The sequence below is a fragment of the Micromonospora sp. NPDC005205 genome, from assembly GCF_040608275.1.
In the GTDB taxonomy this organism is placed as follows: Bacteria; Actinomycetota; Actinomycetes; order Mycobacteriales; family Micromonosporaceae; genus Micromonospora.
Genome location: NZ_JBEXHV010000001.1, coordinates 373,348 through 390,682, shown reverse-complemented (window position 1 = coordinate 390,682; position 17,335 = coordinate 373,348). Strand labels below are relative to the sequence as shown.

Genomic DNA, 17,335 nt, shown 5'->3' with positions numbered 1-17,335 from the left:
GGAGCTGTCATGGGCAGTGGAATCTGGTCCACCGACGTGTACGACGCAGCCGACCGCTACCGCCGGTCCACCGGCAGGAGCGCCTTCTCCTACAGCGACAGCGGGGCGCGCACAGTGCACCCCGCGCTCGACCCCAGGGACGCGACCCGCGAGAGCCGCGACTCCGCCGAGCACCCCCGGTCGACCCCCGTCGCGGTGCTCTTCGACGTGACCGGCTCGATGCGCACGGTGCCACGGGTCCTGCAGACCAAGCTGCCGCAACTGCTCGGGCTGCTGCAACGGCAGGGCTACGCCAGCGACCCGCAGATCATGTTCGGTGCCATCGGCGACGCCACCTGCGACCGGGTGCCGTTGCAGGTGGGCCAGTTCGAGTCGGACAACCGGATGGACGACGACCTCGGCCGGATCGTGCTGGAGGGCGGTGGCGGCGGACAGATGAGCGAGTCGTACGAGCTGGCCATGTACTTCATGGCCCGGCACACGGTCACCGACAACTGGGAGAAGCGCGGCCGACGCGGCTACCTGTTCATCATCGGCGACGAGCTGGCGTACCAGCGGGTGAAGGCCCGGGAGGTGGCCGGCCTGATCGGGGACGACCTCTCCGAGGACGTGCCGCTGCGGCAGGTCGTCGACGAGGTGTCCCGCCGCTGGGACACCTACTACCTGCTCCCCACCGGCAGCCACTACTCCGGCAACGCCACGGTGCTCGACTTCTGGCGGGACCTGCTCGGGCAGAACGCCGTCGTGCTCGACGACCTCGACGCGGTCTGCGAGACCATCGCGCTCACCATCGGCCTCGGCGAGCAGGCCATCGACCTGGACGAGGGCCTGCGTGACCTGGACCGCGCCGGCTCCGGCGCCACCGGGACCGTGTCGAAGGCGCTGGCCCGCCTCGGCCGGGGACGGCGGGCCGAGGTGTCGACGCTTCCGACGTTCACCGACACGGCCAGCGGGGTGACCCGGCTGTGAACCACGTGGCGGTGGTCGACCTCGGCTACGGCGACGCCGGCAAGGGCACAGTTGTGGACTGGCTCTGCGCCACCCGTCGGGTGCACACGGTGGTCCGCTTCAACGGGGGCGCGCAGGCGGCACACAACGTCGTGCTGCGCGACGGGCGGCACCACACGTTCGCGCAGTTCGGCGCCGGCACCTTCCATCCCGGTGTGCGTACGCACCTGTCCCGGCACGTGGTGGTGGACCCGCTGGCGATGGCCGCCGAGGCCGACCACCTCGCCACTGTCGGGGTGCCCGATGCGCTCGACCGGCTGACCGTCGACGGGGAAGCACTGCTCGCCACCCCGTACCACCGGGCCGCCAACCGGGCCCGCGAGATCGCCCGGGGAGCCGACCGGCACGGCTCCTGCGGGCTGGGGGTGGGCGAGGCCGTGGCGTACGGTCTCGCCCACCCCGACGACGCGCCCCGGGTCGCCGACTGTCACCACCCGGCACTGCTGCGCCGCAGGCTGACCATCCTGCGGGACCGGCTGACCGCCGAGCTGGGCCCGCTGGAGGCGCCACCGATCGAGGACTGCCTGCCCGCGTACGCCGGGTTCGCCGACCGGGTCGCCATCGTCGACGGCAGTTGGCTCGCCGAGGCGCTGAGCACCGGGACCTGCGTCTTCGAGGGCGCGCAGGGGGTGCTGCTCGACGAGTGGCACGGCTTCCACCCGTACACCACCTGGAGCACCACGACGTTCGCCAACGTCGACAGCCTGCTCGCCGAGGCGGGCCGACCCGGCGACGTGACCCGGATCGGGGTGCTCCGCGTCGTCACCACCCGGCACGGGCACGGCCCGTTGGTGACCGAGGACCCGGCTCTGCCGTTCGCCGACGCGCACAACGCCACGAACCCGTGGCAGGGCCGGTTCCGGTTCGGCCACTTCGACGCGGTCGCCCACCGGTACGCCCTCGCCGCGGCCGGCGGCGTCGACGGCCTGGCCCTGACCCACCTCGACCTGACCGGCCCCGACCTGCGGATCTGCCGCCGCTACGACACCACCGACCGGCTCACCCCGGGCCCGGCCGGTGACCTGGACCGGCAGGCCGCGCTCACCGCCCGCCTGCTGCGCTCCCGCCCGGTGTACGACGAGCCACCGGCGGACTGGGCCGAGGCGGTCCGCGCGGAGCTGGGCACACCGGTGGTGCTGACCTCGCACGGCCCCACCGCCGACGACAAGATCCCGTGCGGCCCACTGCTGGCCCCACCGGCCCTGGTCCGCGCCAACTGACAACTCGGGGCCGAATGCCTGTGATCCGGCGACTCGCCCACCGGGCAGGTCGCGCCCGGCAAGCATGGGGGAATGGACGCCCTCCTCGACCTCCTCCGTGGGACGGTCACGTCGCCGTGGGTCTACCTGGTCATTCTCGGGCTCACCGCGGTCGACGCGTTCTTCCCCGCGGTGCCGGGCGAGGCGGCGGTGATCACCGCCGGGGTGCTCTCGGCGAGCGGCGGGCACCCCAGCCTGACCCTGGTGATCGTCAGCGCCGCCGTGGGCGCGCTGGTCGGCGACCACATCTCGTACGCCATCGGAAAGGGCGGAGGTGCCCGCCGGCTGGCCGGCCTGCCCGACGGCAGCCGCCGGCGGGCCAGCTCCGAGTGGGCCCGGCGGGCGGTGGACAGACGCGGCGGGATGATCCTGACCACCAGCCGGTACGTGCCGGGCGGGCGGACCGCCGTCACCCTCACCATGGGCGCGGTGGGCTATCCCCGCCGGTCATTCCTGCTGTACGACAGCATCGCGACGATCACCTGGGCGCTGTACTGCGGGCTGCTCGGCTACTTCGGCGGGCTGGCCTTCGAACGTGACCCGGTGAAGGGCGTGCTGGTCGGGGTGGGGCTCTCGGTGGTGGTCACGTTCGGGCTGGAGGGGATCCGGTGGTTGCGCCGTCGAGCACACCGTCGCGCCGCCGCCCGACGCTGACGGGCGCACCCGTCACAGCAGGTCGGCGTCGTACACCAGGATGGCCAGCTGCACCCGGTTGCCCGCGTGGAGTTTCGCCAGCGCCCGGCTGACGTGTGCCTTGACTGTGGCCTCGCTCATCGTCAGCCGCCGGGCGATCTCCGCGTTGCCGTGCCCGCGCGCCACCTCCCGGACGATCGCCAGCTCCCGCTCGGTCAGCGGTGCGAGCCGCTCACGGGCCGCGTCCCGGCGGGCCGGACCACGCTCGGCGAACGAGCTGATCAGGCGCCTGGTCACCGTCGGGGCGAGCATCGCGTTACCGGCGGCCACCGTACGAACGGCGGCGGCCAGCTCGCGGGGCGGGGTGTCCTTGAGCAGGAAACCGACCGCGCCGGCTCGAAGCGCGCGGTGCACGTACTCGTCGAGGTCGAAGGTGGTCAACATGATCACCTTTGGGCCGACGGCGACCACGTCGGGCGCCACGGTCAGCCCGTCGACGCCCGGCATCCGCACGTCGAGCAGCACCACGTCGGGGCGTAACCGCCGGGCCTGCTCCAGCGCGCCGGCACCGTCCGCTGCCTCACCGACGACAGTGATGTCCTCCGCCGCCTCAAGGATCAGCCGCAGCCCGGCCCGAACCAACTGCTCGTCGTCGACCACCACGACCCGGATCACGCCGCACCCACCAGCGGGATCAGGGCCCGGACCAGGAAGCCGCCGTCCACGGGAGCTGCCTCCAACCGGCCGCCGAGCAGCTCCACCCGCTCGCGCAGCCCGAGCAGCCCCTGCCCGGCACCCGGCAACGCCGACCCGCCCTCGGACGGGCCGTTTCGGACCAGCACCTCCAGCCCGTCGGGCAGGTAGCGCAGGCAGACGGTCGTCTCGGCGTCGGCCGCGTGCTTGCGAACGTTGGTCAGCGCCTCACGGACCACCCGGTACGCGGTACGCCCCAGCGTCGCCGGAAGTGCCCTCGGCACACCCTCGTCCTGCCGGGACACCCGCAGCCCGGCGGCACGGGACTCCCCGATCAACTCGTCCAACGTGTCGAGCCCTCGCTCCGGTGTCACGGCCGGGTCGGCCTGGCGCAGCACACCGAGCACCTCGCGCAGGTCGGTGAGCGCCTTCCGGCCGGTCGTCCGGATCAGCGCGGCGGCCTCGACGGTGGCCGGGTCCGCGGCGGTCACCTCCAGCGCCCCGGCATGCACCACCATCAACGAGACCCGGTGTGCCACCACGTCGTGCATCTCCCGGGCGATCCGGGTCCGCTCCTCGGCACGGACCCGGTCGGCGCGGGCCTCCTGCTCGCGTTCCAGCCGCTCGGCCCGGTCCCGCAGAGCGGCGAGCGTGTCCTGACGGGCCCGCACCCACAGGCCGAAGATCAACGGAAGCCCCACCAGGCCGGCGGCGAGCAGCAGCACGTTGCCGGTGCTGGCGGTGGTGATCCGGCGTACGCCACCCACCGCCAGCCCAACCAGCACCCCGCCGGTCAGCACCCCCGCCGCACCGGCGAGGTAGCCGGCGAGTTGGCGACCTCGCAACCGCAGACCCGCCTGGTACGAGGCCAGCACCCCGGCCGCCGCCGCGGCGAGCACCAGCCAGCCGACCGCCGCGGCCAGGAACAACGGCCAGCGGCGGGTCCGGACCGTGCCGGCGGCCCACGCCGAGCCCAGTGCGATCAGCAGCACGACCACGCTCGGCAGCGGCGAGCGGACCCCGATGTCACCGGTCGCGCTGGCCCACACGGCCGCGGCGACCAGGGCGGCGAGCAGCGGCGGGGCGTACCGATGGACGACCCGCCGGAGGGCGACGGCGTTGGAGGCCACGCAGCGAGCCTAGGGCCCAGCCGACGCATCGGGCCGCCCCGCAGCGCCGTACCCGGGTGAGGTGGGGGATGACCCCGATGCACAGTCCGGGCCGGCCGCTACCTAAGTAGTGCCGCCCACCTGACCACTGGCCGATGTCGGAGGCCGCCGCCCCGACCAGCATCAGGATCATGGATCTGCTCGACCTGCTGCACGACACGATGTCCTCGCCCTGGGTGTACCTGGCGATCTTCGCGATCGCCGTGCTCGACGGCTTCTTCCCGGTGGTGCCGAGCGAGACGGCGGTGATCACCGCGGGGGTGTTCGCGGCCTCCGGAGCGCCGTACCTGCCGGCGGTGATCCTGGTGGCCGCCGCCGGGGCGCTGGTCGGGGACCACATCTCGTACGCCATCGGGCGGGGTGGCGGCACCCGGCTGCTCGACCGGCTGCCGCCCGACGGTCGACGCCGGGCCGCCATCGACCGGGCCCGTCGGGGGATCGCCACCCGGGGCGGCCTGATCCTCACCGTGGCCCGCTACATCCCCGGCGGCCGGACCGCCGTCACCCTCACCATGGGTGCCGTGCGCTACCCCCGGCGACGGTTCCTGGCCTTCGACGCGCTGGCCGCCAGCTCGTGGGGGCTCTACTCCGCGCTGGTCGGATACGTCGGCGGGCTCGCCTTCGAGCAGGACCCGCTGCGTGGTCTCCTGCTCGGTCTGGGCCTCGCCCTGACGGTGACGGTGGTCGTCGAGGTGGTCCGTTGGCTCCGCAACCGCCGCCGTACGGCGCGGGCCGGCGAGCCGGGCACCGACGCCCTTCCCGCCGGGGCCGTCAGACGGCCGGCGGACGCCAGGTGACGCCGTGCAGCAGTTGGGCGGCGCCGAGCCAGGCGACGTTCATCATCCGGGTGGCCGTCTTCTCCGGGTCGGCGTCCGGGTGGTCCGCGAGCCAGTCGGCCAACGACTCGGTCGCGCCGACCAGGGCGTACGCGACGACCTCCAGGTCGATGGCGGCGATCTCGCGGCCCTCGGCGCGCAGCGCGTGGTCGAGCATTCCGGCGACCACCTCGACCAGCCGGGCCCGCATGGTGGCCAACTCGCCAGCGAACGGCTGTTCGCCCCGGGCCTGCCGGTAGAGCACCGCCCAGCCGTCCCGGTACGCGCCGACGAAGCCGAAGAACGCCCTCAGCCCGCGCCAGAGCCGCTCGTCGGCCGGCAGGTCGGGGGCCGCCGCCCCGGCGATGGCCTGCATCATCCGGGTGCCCTCCCGGTGCAGGCAGGCGACGAAGAGTTCCTCCTTGGTGCCGAGGTACGCGTACACCATGGGTTTGGAGATGCCGGCGTCCTCGGCGATCTCGTCCATGCTGGCGGCGTGGAAGCCACGTCGGGAGAAGACCTTGACGGCCGCGTCGAGCATCTGCTGCTCGCGGACGGCGCGAGGCAGGCGCTTGAAGGCGGGGACGCTGGACACCTTGCGAGCATACCTACTCGTGCGTAGGGTTACGCGCGAGTAGCCAATCTTCCGGAAGGCGCACCTGATGACTGACTTCGACCCGGCCACCTTCGCCAACGTGGGCCCCAAGGAGTTCGCCCAGCTGGTCAAGTCCACCCCGGACGACAAGATCGCCCAGGTGATGTCCGGCGACATGCGCGACAAGGTCCTGGGCGAGGTGTTCGGCCGGATGCCGTCGCTGTTCCGCGCGGACCGGGCCGGCTCCACCAACGCGGTCATCCACTGGATCATCACCGGTCGCCCCGACGGCGGCAGCGACACCTACGAGGTGGCCATCGCCGACGGCACCTGCGTCGTGAACTCGACCCCGCAGCACGACCCGAAGCTGAGCCTCACCATGGGCCCGGTCGAGTTCCTGAAGATCGTCTCCGGTGGTGCCAACCCGGTGATGATGTTCATGACCGGCAAGTTGAAGGCGAAGGGCGACCTCGGCCTCGCCGCCAACATCGCCAACCTGTTCGACATCCCCAAGGCCTGACATGGCTGAGTTCTCGCTCGACCTGAACGAGGAACAGCGGGATCTACGCGACTGGGTGCACGGCTTCGCCGCCGAGGTCGTGCGCCCGGCCGCCGCCGAGTGGGACGAACGCGAGGACACCCCGTGGCCGGTGATCCAGGAAGCCGCCAAGGTCGGCCTCTACGGCTTCGAGTTCCTCGCCACCTGCTGGGCCGACCCGACCGGGCTCTCCCTTCCGATCGCCAGCGAGGAACTCTTCTGGGGTGACGCCGGCATCGGCATGAGCATCTTCGGCACCTCGCTGGCCGTCGCCGCCATCTACGGCGCCGGCACCCCGGACCAGATGGTCGAGTGGGTGCCGCAGTGCTTCGGCGACGTCGACTCACCGACCGTCGCCGCCTTCTGCACCAGTGAGCCGGAAGCCGGCTCCGACGTCGGCGCGATGCGCACCCGGGCCGTCTACGACGAGGCCACCGACGAGTGGGTGCTCACCGGCCAGAAGGCGTACGCCACGAACGGCGGCATCGCCGGAGTGCACGTGGTCACCGCCTCCGTCGACCCCGCGCTCGGCTCCCGGGGTCAGGCGGCGTTCGTCGTACCGCCCGGCACCCCCGGCCTGGCCGCCACCCGCAAGCTGCGCAAACTCGGCCTCCGCGCGTCACACACCGCCGACGTCTTCCTCGACGGGGTACGCGTACCCGGCCGCTGCCTCCTCGGCGGACGAGACGCCCTGCTGCAACGCCTCGACCGCGCCCGCTCCGGTCAGCGGTCCACCGGGCAGGCAGCGATGCGCACGTTCGAGCTGTCCCGACCCACAGTCGGCGCCCAGGCGCTCGGCGTGGCCCGGGCCGCATACGAATACTCCCTCGACTACGCGAAGGACCGCGTCCAGTTCGGGCGCCCGATCATCGAGAACCAGGCGGTCGCGTTCGCGTTGGCCGACATGCGGATGGAGATCGACGCGGCGCGGCTGCTGGTCTGGCGGGCCTCGTGGATGGGCCGCAACAACCGCCCGTTCACAGCGGGCGAAGGATCGATGTCCAAGCTCAAGGCCGGCGAGGTGGCCGTGTCGGTCACCGAGAAGGCAGTGCAACTGCTCGGCGGAGCCGGCTTCCTGCGTGACCACCCGGTCGAGCGCTGGTACCGGGACGCCAAGATCTACACCATCTTCGAGGGCACCTCGGAAATCCAACGACTGGTCATCTCCCGGGCGATCTCCGGGATGCAGATCCGCTGACCGCCGTCGGCCCAGCCCCTCCTCGACGGGCGGGCCGACGGCGGCCCGGACTCCACGATCTGTGCCGTCTTTGTCACCCCACGCCGACGCGAACTGGGCCTTCAGCCGCGCCCAGTGCATGATCAAGGAAAGAAGCCCTGATGGACGGGCGGGCCGCCGCCGTCCGCGCACCACCCCGAGGAGGTCTGCGGCATGGACCTGCCGTTCGTCGTCACCACGCTGACCCGTCGCGGGCTGCTCACCCCCGGCAGCCCGATCCGGGTCGCCTCGCAGCTCAACGCGTTGCGCACGTGGGGGTGGAGCCTGGCAGGCGAGCTACGCCAGGCAGCCGCCCGGGACCCGGGCCGGCCCGCCGTCATCGACGAGGACGGCGTCGAGCTGACCTACCACGACCTGCTCGACCGGGCCGAACGGATGGCCCGCTCGATGCGGGCCGGGCTCGGCGTACAGGCCGGCGACCGGATCGGCGTGCTCTGCCGCAACCACAGCGGACTGATCGAGACGATCGTCGCCGCCACCCTGCTCGGCGTCGACGCGGTACTGGTCAACACCGGGCTCAGCGCCGCCCAGCTGGGCACCGTCGCCGAGGAGCAGCGACTGCGGCTCCTCGTGCACGACGACGAGTTCGCCGATCGGGTCCTCGGCCTCCCCGCCGAGCTGCACCGGCTAGACGAACGCGCCCGCGAGGAACTGGTGGCCGGGGCACTGCCCGGTGACCTGCAACCACCCGAGCGCGACGGCCGGATCATCGTCCTCACCTCCGGCACCACCGGCACACCCAAGGGCGCCCGGCGGCCGACACCCAGCGGCTTCGGCCCACTGGTGTCCATCATCGACCGCATCCCCCTGCACACCCGGAACCGGGTGATGATCGCCGCACCGATCTTCCACACCTGGGGATTCGCAGCCCTCCAGGTCTGCCTGGCACTACGGGCCACCATCGTGCTGCACCGCCGCTTCGACCCGGCCGCCACGCTCGCCGCCCTGACCGCGCACCGCTGCGACGCGCTCTTCGCCGTACCGGTGATGGTGCAACGGCTGCTGGAGGTGCCCCCGCCGGACCCGCGCCCCCAGCTCACTGTCGTCGCGGTCAGCGGCTCCGCCCTGCCCGGCGGACTGGCCCCGAAGTTCATGGACGTCTACGGAGATGTCCTCTACAACCTCTACGGGTCCACCGAGGTCTCCTGGGCCTCCATCGCCGGCCCGCAGGACCTGCGTCAGGCACCCACCACCGCTGGTCGTCCCCCGCACGGCACCCGACTGGAGCTGCTCGACGACGACGGCCAACCCGTGCCGGACGGACGGGTCGGGCGGATCTTCGTCGGCAACGAGATGCTCTTCGAGGGCTACACCTCAGGTGCCAGCCGGGAAACCCACGACGGGCTGCTCGACACCGGCGACCTCGGCCGGCTCAACGCCGACGGGCTGCTCTTCGTCGACGGCCGGGCCGACGACATGATCGTCTCCGGCGGCGAGAACGTCTTCCCGTCCGAGGTGGAAGACCTGCTCGCGCAACTGCCACAGGTCCGCGAGGCGGCAGTGATCGGCGTGCCCGACCCCGAGTACGGCCAGCGCCTCTCCGCGTTCCTCGCCCTGCACCCCGGCGAGACCCTCGACCCCGAGGCGGTCCGCGAGTACGTCCGGCACTTCCTGGCCCGGTTCAGCGTCCCCCGGGACGTGATCCTCGTGAAGTACCTACCCCGCAACGCCACCGGCAAGGTGCTCACCCGAGAGCTGCGCCGCTACTACGGCTGACGGCGGCGCTGCCGACGGTTGCCTGGATGCCACTGCCGGGGGTTGCCCGAGTTCAGCCGGGAATCGTGATCCGATCCTCGATCGCGCCGGTGGCGATGTCGGTGCGGTGCTGCGACCCGGCCAGCTCCACCCCGTCCACCAGCGCGTACGCGGCGTCCCGCGCGGCGGCCAGATCGGCGCCGGTGGCCGTACCGCAGAGGACCCGGCCGCCGGCGGAGAGCAACGCGCCGTCGTCGGCCCGGCGGGCGGTGCCCGCGTGGATGATGCCCGGACGGTCCGCACCGGTGATCACGTCGCCGGTGCGCGGCGCGGCCGGATAACCCGCCGAGGCGAGCACCACTGTCACGGCGCTGCCGTCCCGCCACCGCAGCGGCGGATGCTCGGCCAACGTGCCGGTGGCCGCCGCGTGCAGCAGCCCGCCCAGCGGGGTCTCCAGCAGCGCGAGCACCACCTGCGTCTCCGGGTCGCCGAAGCGCGCGTTGAACTCGATCACCCGAGGACCGGCGGCGGTGATCGCGAGCCCCACGTAGAGCAGGCCGGCGAACGGGGTACCCCGGCGACGCATCTCCGCGAGCGTCGGGTGGACCACGTCGCGCATCACGTCGTCGACCAGACCGGACGGCGCCCAGGCCAGCGGCGCGTACGCCCCCATGCCGCCGGTGTTCGGCCCGGTGTCGCCGTCGCCGAGCCGCTTGAAGTCCTGTGCCGGCACCAACGGCAGCGCCGCCTCGCCGTCGGTGACCACGAAGAGGCTGACCTCCGGGCCGTCGAGGAACTCCTCGACCACGACACGTCCGCACTCGTTGGCGTGCGCCAACGCGGCGGCCCGGTCGTCGGTCACCACCACGCCCTTGCCGGCGGCGAGCCCGTCGTCCTTCACCACGTACGGCGCGCCGAACTCGTCAAGCGCCCGGGCGGTGCTCGCCTCGTCCGCGCAGACGTACGCGCGGGCGGTCGGCACGCCGGCGGCGGTCATCACGTCCTTGGCGAACGCCTTGGAGCCCTCCAGCTGCGCGGCCGCACCGGATGGACCGAACACAGCGATGCCTTTGGCGCGTACCGCATCGGCGACCCCGGCGACCAGTGGAGCCTCGGGCCCGACCACCACCAGGTCAGCCGCCACCTCCACGGCCAACGCCGCCACCGCGGCCGGATCTGTCGCAGTGACCGCTCGCAGCTCAGCCACGCTGGCGATCCCCGGATTACCCGGCGCCGCGACAACCGCAGAAACCCGCGAATCCGCCACCAGCCCGAGCGCAAGCGCGTGCTCGCGCCCGCCGCCACCCACCAAAAGAACCCGCACGCCCGAGATCCTACTGCCCCCACCACCCCCACCCACCCCCACCAACCCACCCCGGCCAACCGGCGTTGATCAAGAGGTTTGCGTCAGATCGGGGAGGGATTCTGACGCAAACCTCTTGATCACCTGCGCTGGGCGGCTGCGATCGCCTGCCGAACGGTGTGCGGGATGTATGCCGGGTGCAAGGTGTCCTGCCAGGTGAAGCGGAGGATGGTCCAGCCCGCGTTGACCAGGCGATTCTGCCGACGACGGTCGGCGAAGACGGCCTCCGGCGCAGCATGGGCGTCTCGGCCGTCGGCCTCCGCGATGACCCTCGGGCCGCGCCAGCCCAGGTCGCCAACGCCGAGCAGATAGCCATCGTCGTCGCGTACCTCCAACTGCAGCGTGTCCGGTGGGACCCGGCCGTCCACGCACCGCAGCCGGCTACGCGTCTCCAGCGGCGACTGCGCCCGCCCGTCCGCCTCCGACAAGTAGGCGCGTGCGGCGACCGCACCCCGCCGCCCTCGGATGAGGCTCGGGATCACCATCAGTTGAGCCGGATCGATGCGGCGTCGATTGAGCGCCGAGTCGAGGACCGAGACCGCCGGGTAGCGATCGACCAGAAGAACGACGTCCGAGACAGTGCGCAGCGGAGAGGTCGCACGAATGCCCGCAACCTCGGCGATGTCACCGGGATCAACCGTCATCTGGTGCACGGATAGCCACGGCACTGGGATCCGTTGAGGCCTCGGTCGATCGACTGGCACCGAGACGTGGACCTGCGCACTCTGCCGGAGGCCTGCAATGCCGTGCAACTCCAGCGCAGTGCCCAACACGGCGAAGGCGCCGGGCCCGAGGCTGACGACAGCAGCGCGGATGTGCGCCCGCCGCCGAGTCGATTCGCTCACCTCCGTGTCCGGCACGAAGCAGCCGCGCAGAAGCCGCTGCCACCTGCCGGACCGGCAGAGCTGTCGGACCTCATCCCTGGTCAGGCCGGCACGCAACGCCTGAGCGAGGGTGACCATCCCGTCCTGCCCGGCCGCGACGTCACGAAGAAGCTGGTGTGATCCCACACCAGCACCCTGCCCACCCACCCCATCCCACCGAAGCCCCTGTGGACAACCCACGGAGCCCTGTGGATAACCCTGCCCCTCGCCTCGGCGATCAAGAGGTTTGCGTCAGATCCAGGCCGGATTCTGACGCAAACCTCTTGATCAACCGGGATAGCCACGGGCACCGCCCGGGGGGGGAGGGGGGGGAAGGGGGGGGGGAAGGGGGGGGCTGTTAGGGGAGGAGGGGGTGTAGGACTACGTTTTCTTCTCGGCCTGGGCCTACGCCTACGACGCTCACCCTCGTGTTGCAGAGTTCTTCGACCCTCGCGATATAGCGGCGGGCGTTCTCCGGGAGGTCATCGATGGTTCGGGCCTTGGTGATGTCCTCCCACCAGCCGTCGAGTTCCTCGAAGACGGGCTTTGCGTGGTGGAAGTCCGTCTGGCTCATCGGCATGTCGTCGACCCGGACGCCGTTGATCTCGTAGCCGACGCAGATCGGCACCTTGGGCAGGCCGGTGAGCACGTCCAGCTTGGTGATGACCAGGTCGGTGACGCCGTTGAGGCGGCAGGCGTACCGGGCGACGACCGCGTCGAACCAGCCGCACCGGCGCTCCCGCCCGGTGGTGGTGCCGTACTCAGCGCCGATCTTGCGCAGGTGGTCGCCGTTGGCGTCGAACAGCTCGGTCGGGAACGGCCCGGCACCCACTCGGGTGGTGTACGCCTTGCTCACCGCGATGACCTTGTTGATCGCGGTGGGCGGGATGCCCGCGCCCACGCAGGCGCCACCGGCGGTGGGGTTGGACGAGGTCACGAAGGGGTAGGTGCCGTGGTCCATGTCGAGCATGGTGGCCTGGGCGCCTTCCAGCAGCACCGTCTCGCCCCGGTCGAGGGCGTCCCAGAGCATCGCCCGGGTCTCCGCGATGTACGGCTTGAGCCGCTCCGCGTACGCCAGGTACTCCTCGACTGTCGCGTCGACGTCGATCGCCTTGCGGTTGTAGACCTTGAACAGGATCTGGTTCTTCTCGCGCAGCGCGAGTTCCAGCTTCTTGCGCAGGATGCCCGGGTCGAGCAGGTCCTGGAGGCGGATGCCGATCCGGGCGACCTTGTCGCCGTACGCCGGGCCGATGCCGCGCCCGGTGGTGCCGATCCGGGACGAGCCGAGGTAGCGCTCGATGACCCGGTCCAGCGCCCGGTGGTGCGGCATGATCAGGTGAGCGTCACCGGAGATCCGCAGGCGGGACACGTCGACGCCGCGCTCCGCCAGGCCGTCGATCTCGGCGAGCAGCACCTTCGGGTCGACCACCACACCGTTGCCGATGACGATCATCGCGTTCGGTGAGAGCGCGCCGGACGGCATCAGGTGCAGCGCGTACTTCTGGCCGTCCGGGGTGATCACCGTGTGCCCGGCGTTGTTGCCGCCGGAGTAGCGCACGACGTAGTCGACCCGCTCACCCAGCAGGTCGGTAACCTTGCCCTTGCCCTCGTCGCCCCACTGAGCGCCGATGAGCACGATCGCTGGCATCTTTTCCGCCTCCAGAAGGCTCGGGTGCCAGGTGGCGACCGCTCGGCGAGCCCGGGGTGTCAGGTTAACAAGTAGTGACGGCGTGGCCGGCAGGGGTCGCGTCGAGAGGCAGGAGGCTCCTTCCGTGTACGACGTGGTGCTGCTCACCCTTGGTTCGGAGCGGGACGCTCCCGGGGGCTGCGGCAGCGGCGGGGCCTGCTGCGGCGGCGCGACCGGGGCCGACACCGGCCCGACGAGCCAAACCGACACCGGCCAGGCCACCAGCGATCAGGCCACCGGCCAGGTGAACGCCGACCAGGCCGGCAGCGACCAGGCCGACACCGGGCAGTGCGCGACGGAGCGGCCACGGGTGCCGGTGCTGGCGTGCGCCGACGCGCTGAACGCCCGGGGCGCCCGGGTGGAGACGGTCACCGCCCGCTCCGACGCCGAGATCGACGCGGTGCTGGCCCGGTTCGACGGCCCAGCCCGCCCGGACGGCCTCACCTGGCCGGACCCGGACAGCAAGACCCGGCTGGTCATCGCCACGGCGAGCGACGGGCAGTTGCGCGCCGTGCTGCGCCGGCTGGTCAAGCGGTACGCCCCGGCGCCGAGCAAGCGCCCGGCGGACCTGCCCGGCAACCGGACCCTGCCCGACCTGCCGCCGGTGGCCGTACTCCCGCTCGACCCGGCCCGTGGCGGCACCCACCGGGACCTGGCCGCGCAGCTCGGGCTGCCCCGTGACCCGGCGGCGGTGGCCGCTGCGGTGCTGGACGGCACGCCGCGCCGGTTGGATCTGCTCCGCAACGACGGTGGCTCGGTGACCCTGGACGGCGCGCTCCTCGGCGCAGCCGACGACGCCGGCCGGCCGCTGCACTGGCGCGCCCGCGTGGAGGTCGACGACACCATCCTCACCGACGGTGCGGAACCGCTGCTGGCCTGCGCGGTGGGGAACGCCGGCGGGTACGCGACGCTCAACGACGTGACGCTGCTGACCGCGCCGGACCCGGCCGACGGCCAGGTCGAGGTCGCTGTGGCCGTGCCGGTGGTCGTCCGCTCGGCGTGGGGGCGCAAGCGGGTACGCCTCGAAGTTCGGCGGGCCCGTGGGCGGGCGGTGTCGGTGCTGCCCAGGGAGGGCAGGGTGCCGTACCTCGACGATGGCGTCGAGAGCGAGCTGACCCGTAAGCGTTCCTGGTGGGTCGAGCCGGGCGCCTGGGCGGTCTGGTCGATCTGACCTCGGCCGTGACCGGCCGACCTGCCTGAGCCGATCGGCCCTGTTGGGCGATTGGGCCTATCCTCGCAGGAGGACTGGGGAGGGCCGTAATGGACGAGAACGCCGACCGGGCGCAGGTGCCCGGCCAGCAGCCGGTGCCGGAGCGGGACGTCGAACCACTCTGGCCGCCAGATCCGGGCGACCGGGGCGCGGTGCCGCCGTGGGCTGCGGTCGCCGAGCAGCGGGGTGGGCCGTCGCCGGTCACACATCCGGTCACGCCACCGGTGGCCGCGCCGCCGATCGGGCGACCGCCGGTTCCCGGCCAGCCCGGCGCTGCGGCCCAGTCGCCGCCCTCGCCGTCGGACTACCCGTCGCTCTCCGGCGCCGTCCCGGCACCTGGGGGATGGGGGGCCAGCGGTCCGTCCGGTGTCGGGTCTGGTTGGGCGCCGGCGCAGCCGAGTTGGCCGCCGCCGACCGACCCGGCCGCTGCGTCACCGCCGGCCGCTCCGCCAGCGACCGCCGCCCGGCCGACGCCGCCGTCGACCGGCCCCGGGGGCAACGGCGGGCCAACCGGTCCGGGGAGCAACGGCGGGCCAACCGGCCCCGGCATCCCAGCCGCCGCCGCGACACCGAGCACCACCGCCGCGCCGCACGACGGCCGTCCCGCCGGGAGCGACGCGGGCAGTGCGGCGCCCGACGCGGCACAGGTGATGCCCGGCGACTCGGCGCAGGTACAGCCCGGTAACCGGGGCCCGACCGCCGTGCCGGTCACCCCGGGCGGCGTCGACCTGAACCTGCCGTTCACCCTGGACCACCCGACCGCCGCCGCCGCCGACCGCGCCGCCGCATCGGCACCCGCCGGCCGCTCCACCTCGACCGCCGCCACCGACTCGCCCGTTCCGGCGGCCACCGCGTCCGCTGCCAGCCCGAACGCCACCGACGGCCCGCGTGCCGCCGACAGCCCGACGGCCGCCGGCCCCGCGTCGGCAGAACCCTCGGCCGCAGCCTTCGCGGCGGCCAGGTCGGCACCACAGCCTGGTGTGCCCATGCCCCAGGCTGGCGGGCCGACACCACAGACTGGCGGGCCGACACCTCAGCCCGACGGGGCCGCGCCGCAGGCCGGCGGGCCGGCACCACAGCAAGGCCAGCCGGTGCAACAGGCCGGCGGGGCCGGTGCGGACGGGTCCCCTGACGGGCCGGCGCGGCCGATTGCCGAGTCGCCGTGGGCGTACCCGCCGCAGCGCCCGCCTGGAACGACCGCGCCCGCTCCGGACGAGGCCGGCGCGACACCTCCGATTCCGCCGCCGCCTCCGGTCGTCCCGCACGCCGGTCCCGCGCAGGCACACCCCGGGCAGCCGTTCATCCCCGGCCAGGCCGGCCCGGCGCAGATTCCGCCACCGCCCGACGTGACGCAGTTCAGCAACCCGCCGCACGGCCTTGCCGCACCGCAGCACGCTCCTGGGCAGGCCGTGCCGGCGACCCCACCGCCCGGGCCGTTCCCGCCCTCGCCGGGCTGGCACCCACCGCCCTGGCAGCAGGGCTCGCCCGGCGGCACGCCCGGGCAGCCGTACCAGGAGGCCGACGGGGTGACCCGGGTCCCGGCGCCCGCGTACCCGGACGCGACCGCGTACCCGGACGCGAGCTGGACACCGGACACCACAGCCGCACCGACCGCCGAGGATTTCGCCCGACGCCGTCAGGTTCGACCCGCCGATCCGGTGGCGACCATGGGCGTACGCGCGGTGGTCAACAAGATGGGCCTGCTCCGGCTCTCTCCGGGGCGGCACGAGCAGGAGCTCAAGCGGGACATCGAGATGGTGCGCCGCAACTTCGGCGGTCTGCGGCAGGTGACCGTTGTCAATCCGAAGGGCGGCGCCGGTAAGACGGTGGCCATCCTGCTGCTCGCGATGACGTTCGGTCAGAAGCGCGGCGGCTATGTGCTGGCCTGGGACAACAACGAGACCCAGGGCACGCTCGGGATGCGCGCCCAACAGGACTTCCACTCCCGCACGGTGCGGGACATGCTGCGTGACCTCGGGCAGTTCCAGGGTGCGCACGGGCGGGTCGGGGACCTGTCGCAGTACGTCCGCTCGCAGGGCGAGGGGATGTTCGACGTCCTGGCCTCGGACGAGTCGGCCACCGGCGGCGAGATGTTGACGGCTGCCGCGTTCGCCGAGATCCGAGAGGTGGTCAGCCGGTTCTACAAGTTGATCTTCGTGGACACCGGGAACAACGTCCGGGCGCAGAACTGGCAGGCGTCGATGGACGCCACCGACCAGTTGGTGGTCACCATGTCGGCCCGTAACGACTCCGCCGAGACCGCCGCCCGGATGCTCGACCACCTGGAGCAGAGCGGCCGGCAACGGCTGGTCCGCCAGGCCGTGACCGTGGTGTCGATGCCACCGTCCCGCAAGGAGATCGACCTGCCGGCCATCCAGGAGCACTTCGCGGCCCGCACCCGGGCGGTGCTGCTGGCCCCGTACGAGCGGCTCATCGACAGCGGCGAGCCGATCCGGTACGGCGGGCTCTCCTCGGCCACCCGGGACGCCTGGCTGAAGATCGCCGCCGCGGTCGCCGAAGGGCTGTGACCCGCCGACGGCCGGCCCGGTCTCGGGCCGGCCGTCGGGGCA

Annotated in this window: 15 protein-coding genes; 9 read left to right on the top strand and 6 right to left on the bottom strand. The window is 72.7% G+C overall.

The window, feature by feature from the left end:
* Positions 1-9: 9 nt before the first annotated feature.
* The 3 genes from ABZU43_RS01865 (at position 10) to ABZU43_RS01855 (ending at position 2,921) form a co-directional block, all read left to right on the top strand.
* On the top strand, positions 10-969 hold the full coding sequence (locus ABZU43_RS01865) for a hypothetical protein (RefSeq protein WP_355004699.1): 960 nt from the start codon (positions 10-12) through the stop codon (positions 967-969).
* On the top strand, positions 966-2,228 hold the full coding sequence (locus ABZU43_RS01860) for an adenylosuccinate synthetase (protein WP_355004698.1): 1,263 nt from the start codon (positions 966-968) through the stop codon (positions 2,226-2,228). The genes ABZU43_RS01865 and ABZU43_RS01860 overlap by 4 nt, the downstream gene beginning before the upstream one ends.
* 72 nt (positions 2,229-2,300) lie before the next feature.
* Entirely contained in the window at positions 2,301-2,921 is a 621-nt protein-coding gene (locus tag ABZU43_RS01855; protein ID WP_355004697.1) for a DedA family protein, read from the top strand.
* Positions 2,922-2,933: 12 nt separating this feature from the next.
* Here the strand turns inward: ABZU43_RS01855 and ABZU43_RS01850 are convergent, their stop codons facing one another.
* Entirely contained in the window at positions 2,934-3,575 is a 642-nt protein-coding gene (locus tag ABZU43_RS01850; protein ID WP_355004696.1) for a response regulator transcription factor, read from the bottom strand.
* A complete protein-coding gene (locus ABZU43_RS01845; protein ID WP_355004695.1) occupies positions 3,572-4,723 on the bottom strand; it encodes a histidine kinase in 1,152 nt (383 codons plus the stop codon). Before ABZU43_RS01845 ends, ABZU43_RS01850 begins: the two co-directional genes overlap by 4 nt.
* Before the next feature lie 167 nt (positions 4,724-4,890).
* Here ABZU43_RS01845 and ABZU43_RS01840 point away from each other — a divergent pair, with 167 nt between their 5' ends.
* Positions 4,891-5,559, top strand: coding sequence for a DedA family protein (locus ABZU43_RS01840; protein ID WP_355005169.1), 669 nt, complete (start codon positions 4,891-4,893; stop codon positions 5,557-5,559).
* Here the strand turns inward: ABZU43_RS01840 and ABZU43_RS01835 are convergent.
* Positions 5,534-6,172: a TetR/AcrR family transcriptional regulator gene (locus tag ABZU43_RS01835; RefSeq protein ID WP_355004694.1), complete on the bottom strand. Its 639-nt coding sequence runs from the start codon at positions 6,170-6,172 to the stop codon at positions 5,534-5,536. The two genes, ABZU43_RS01840 and ABZU43_RS01835, sit on opposite strands and share 26 nt — an antisense overlap.
* 67 nt (positions 6,173-6,239) lie before the next feature.
* Between ABZU43_RS01835 and ABZU43_RS01830 the strand changes: the two genes are divergently transcribed.
* The 3 genes from ABZU43_RS01830 (at position 6,240) to ABZU43_RS01820 (ending at position 9,663) form a co-directional block, all read left to right on the top strand.
* The gene (locus ABZU43_RS01830) at positions 6,240-6,692 is read left to right on the top strand and encodes an SCP2 sterol-binding domain-containing protein (RefSeq protein ID WP_355004693.1); all 453 of its coding nucleotides are present in this window, start codon (positions 6,240-6,242) and stop codon (positions 6,690-6,692) included.
* A gap of 1 nt (position 6,693) precedes the next feature.
* Positions 6,694-7,908: an acyl-CoA dehydrogenase family protein gene (locus ABZU43_RS01825; protein ID WP_355004692.1), complete on the top strand. Its 1,215-nt coding sequence runs from the start codon at positions 6,694-6,696 to the stop codon at positions 7,906-7,908.
* 192 nt (positions 7,909-8,100) lie between these two features.
* Complete coding sequence (locus ABZU43_RS01820; protein WP_355004691.1) at positions 8,101-9,663, top strand: AMP-binding protein; 1,563 nt, start codon at positions 8,101-8,103, stop codon at positions 9,661-9,663.
* Between the two features lie 52 nt (positions 9,664-9,715).
* Here ABZU43_RS01820 and purD read toward each other — a convergent pair whose 3' ends face one another.
* From purD to ABZU43_RS01805, 3 genes are all read right to left on the bottom strand, one after another.
* The gene (gene purD, locus ABZU43_RS01815) at positions 9,716-10,966 is read right to left on the bottom strand and encodes a phosphoribosylamine--glycine ligase (RefSeq protein WP_355004690.1); all 1,251 of its coding nucleotides are present in this window, start codon (positions 10,964-10,966) and stop codon (positions 9,716-9,718) included.
* Positions 10,967-11,085: 119 nt separating this feature from the next.
* A complete protein-coding gene (locus tag ABZU43_RS01810; RefSeq protein WP_355005201.1) occupies positions 11,086-11,649 on the bottom strand; it encodes a hypothetical protein in 564 nt (187 codons plus the stop codon).
* Positions 11,650-12,226: 577 nt separating this feature from the next.
* A complete protein-coding gene (locus ABZU43_RS01805) occupies positions 12,227-13,516 on the bottom strand; it encodes an adenylosuccinate synthase (protein WP_355004689.1) in 1,290 nt (429 codons plus the stop codon).
* A gap of 124 nt (positions 13,517-13,640) precedes the next feature.
* Between ABZU43_RS01805 and ABZU43_RS01800 the strand changes: the two genes are divergently transcribed.
* Positions 13,641-14,726 carry a diacylglycerol kinase family protein gene (locus tag ABZU43_RS01800; protein WP_355004688.1) on the top strand — a complete coding sequence of 362 codons (1,086 nt, stop codon included), beginning with the start codon at positions 13,641-13,643 and terminating at the stop codon, positions 14,724-14,726.
* Positions 14,727-15,499: 773 nt separating this feature from the next.
* Positions 15,500-17,293 carry a chromosome partitioning protein gene (locus ABZU43_RS01795; protein WP_355005168.1) on the top strand — a complete coding sequence of 598 codons (1,794 nt, stop codon included), beginning with the start codon at positions 15,500-15,502 and terminating at the stop codon, positions 17,291-17,293.
* Positions 17,294-17,335: the final 42 nt, after the last annotated feature.

Bases quoted from the DNA above. Each gene is read 5' to 3' on its own strand.
- ABZU43_RS01865 (WP_355004699.1), top strand. From the start codon at position 10: ATGGGCAGTGGAATCTGGTCCACCGACGTGTACGACGCAGCCGACCGC.
- ABZU43_RS01855 (WP_355004697.1), top strand. From the start codon at position 2,301: ATGGACGCCCTCCTCGACCTCCTCCGTGGGACGGTCACGTCGCCGTGG.
- ABZU43_RS01820 (WP_355004691.1), top strand. From the start codon at position 8,101: ATGGACCTGCCGTTCGTCGTCACCACGCTGACCCGTCGCGGGCTGCTC.
- ABZU43_RS01810 (WP_355005201.1), bottom strand. From the start codon at position 11,649: ATGACGGTTGATCCCGGTGACATCGCCGAGGTTGCGGGCATTCGTGCG.
- ABZU43_RS01830 (WP_355004693.1), top strand. From the start codon at position 6,240: ATGACTGACTTCGACCCGGCCACCTTCGCCAACGTGGGCCCCAAGGAG.
- ABZU43_RS01805 (WP_355004689.1), bottom strand. From the start codon at position 13,516: ATGCCAGCGATCGTGCTCATCGGCGCTCAGTGGGGCGACGAGGGCAAG.
- ABZU43_RS01825 (WP_355004692.1), top strand. From the start codon at position 6,694: ATGGCTGAGTTCTCGCTCGACCTGAACGAGGAACAGCGGGATCTACGC.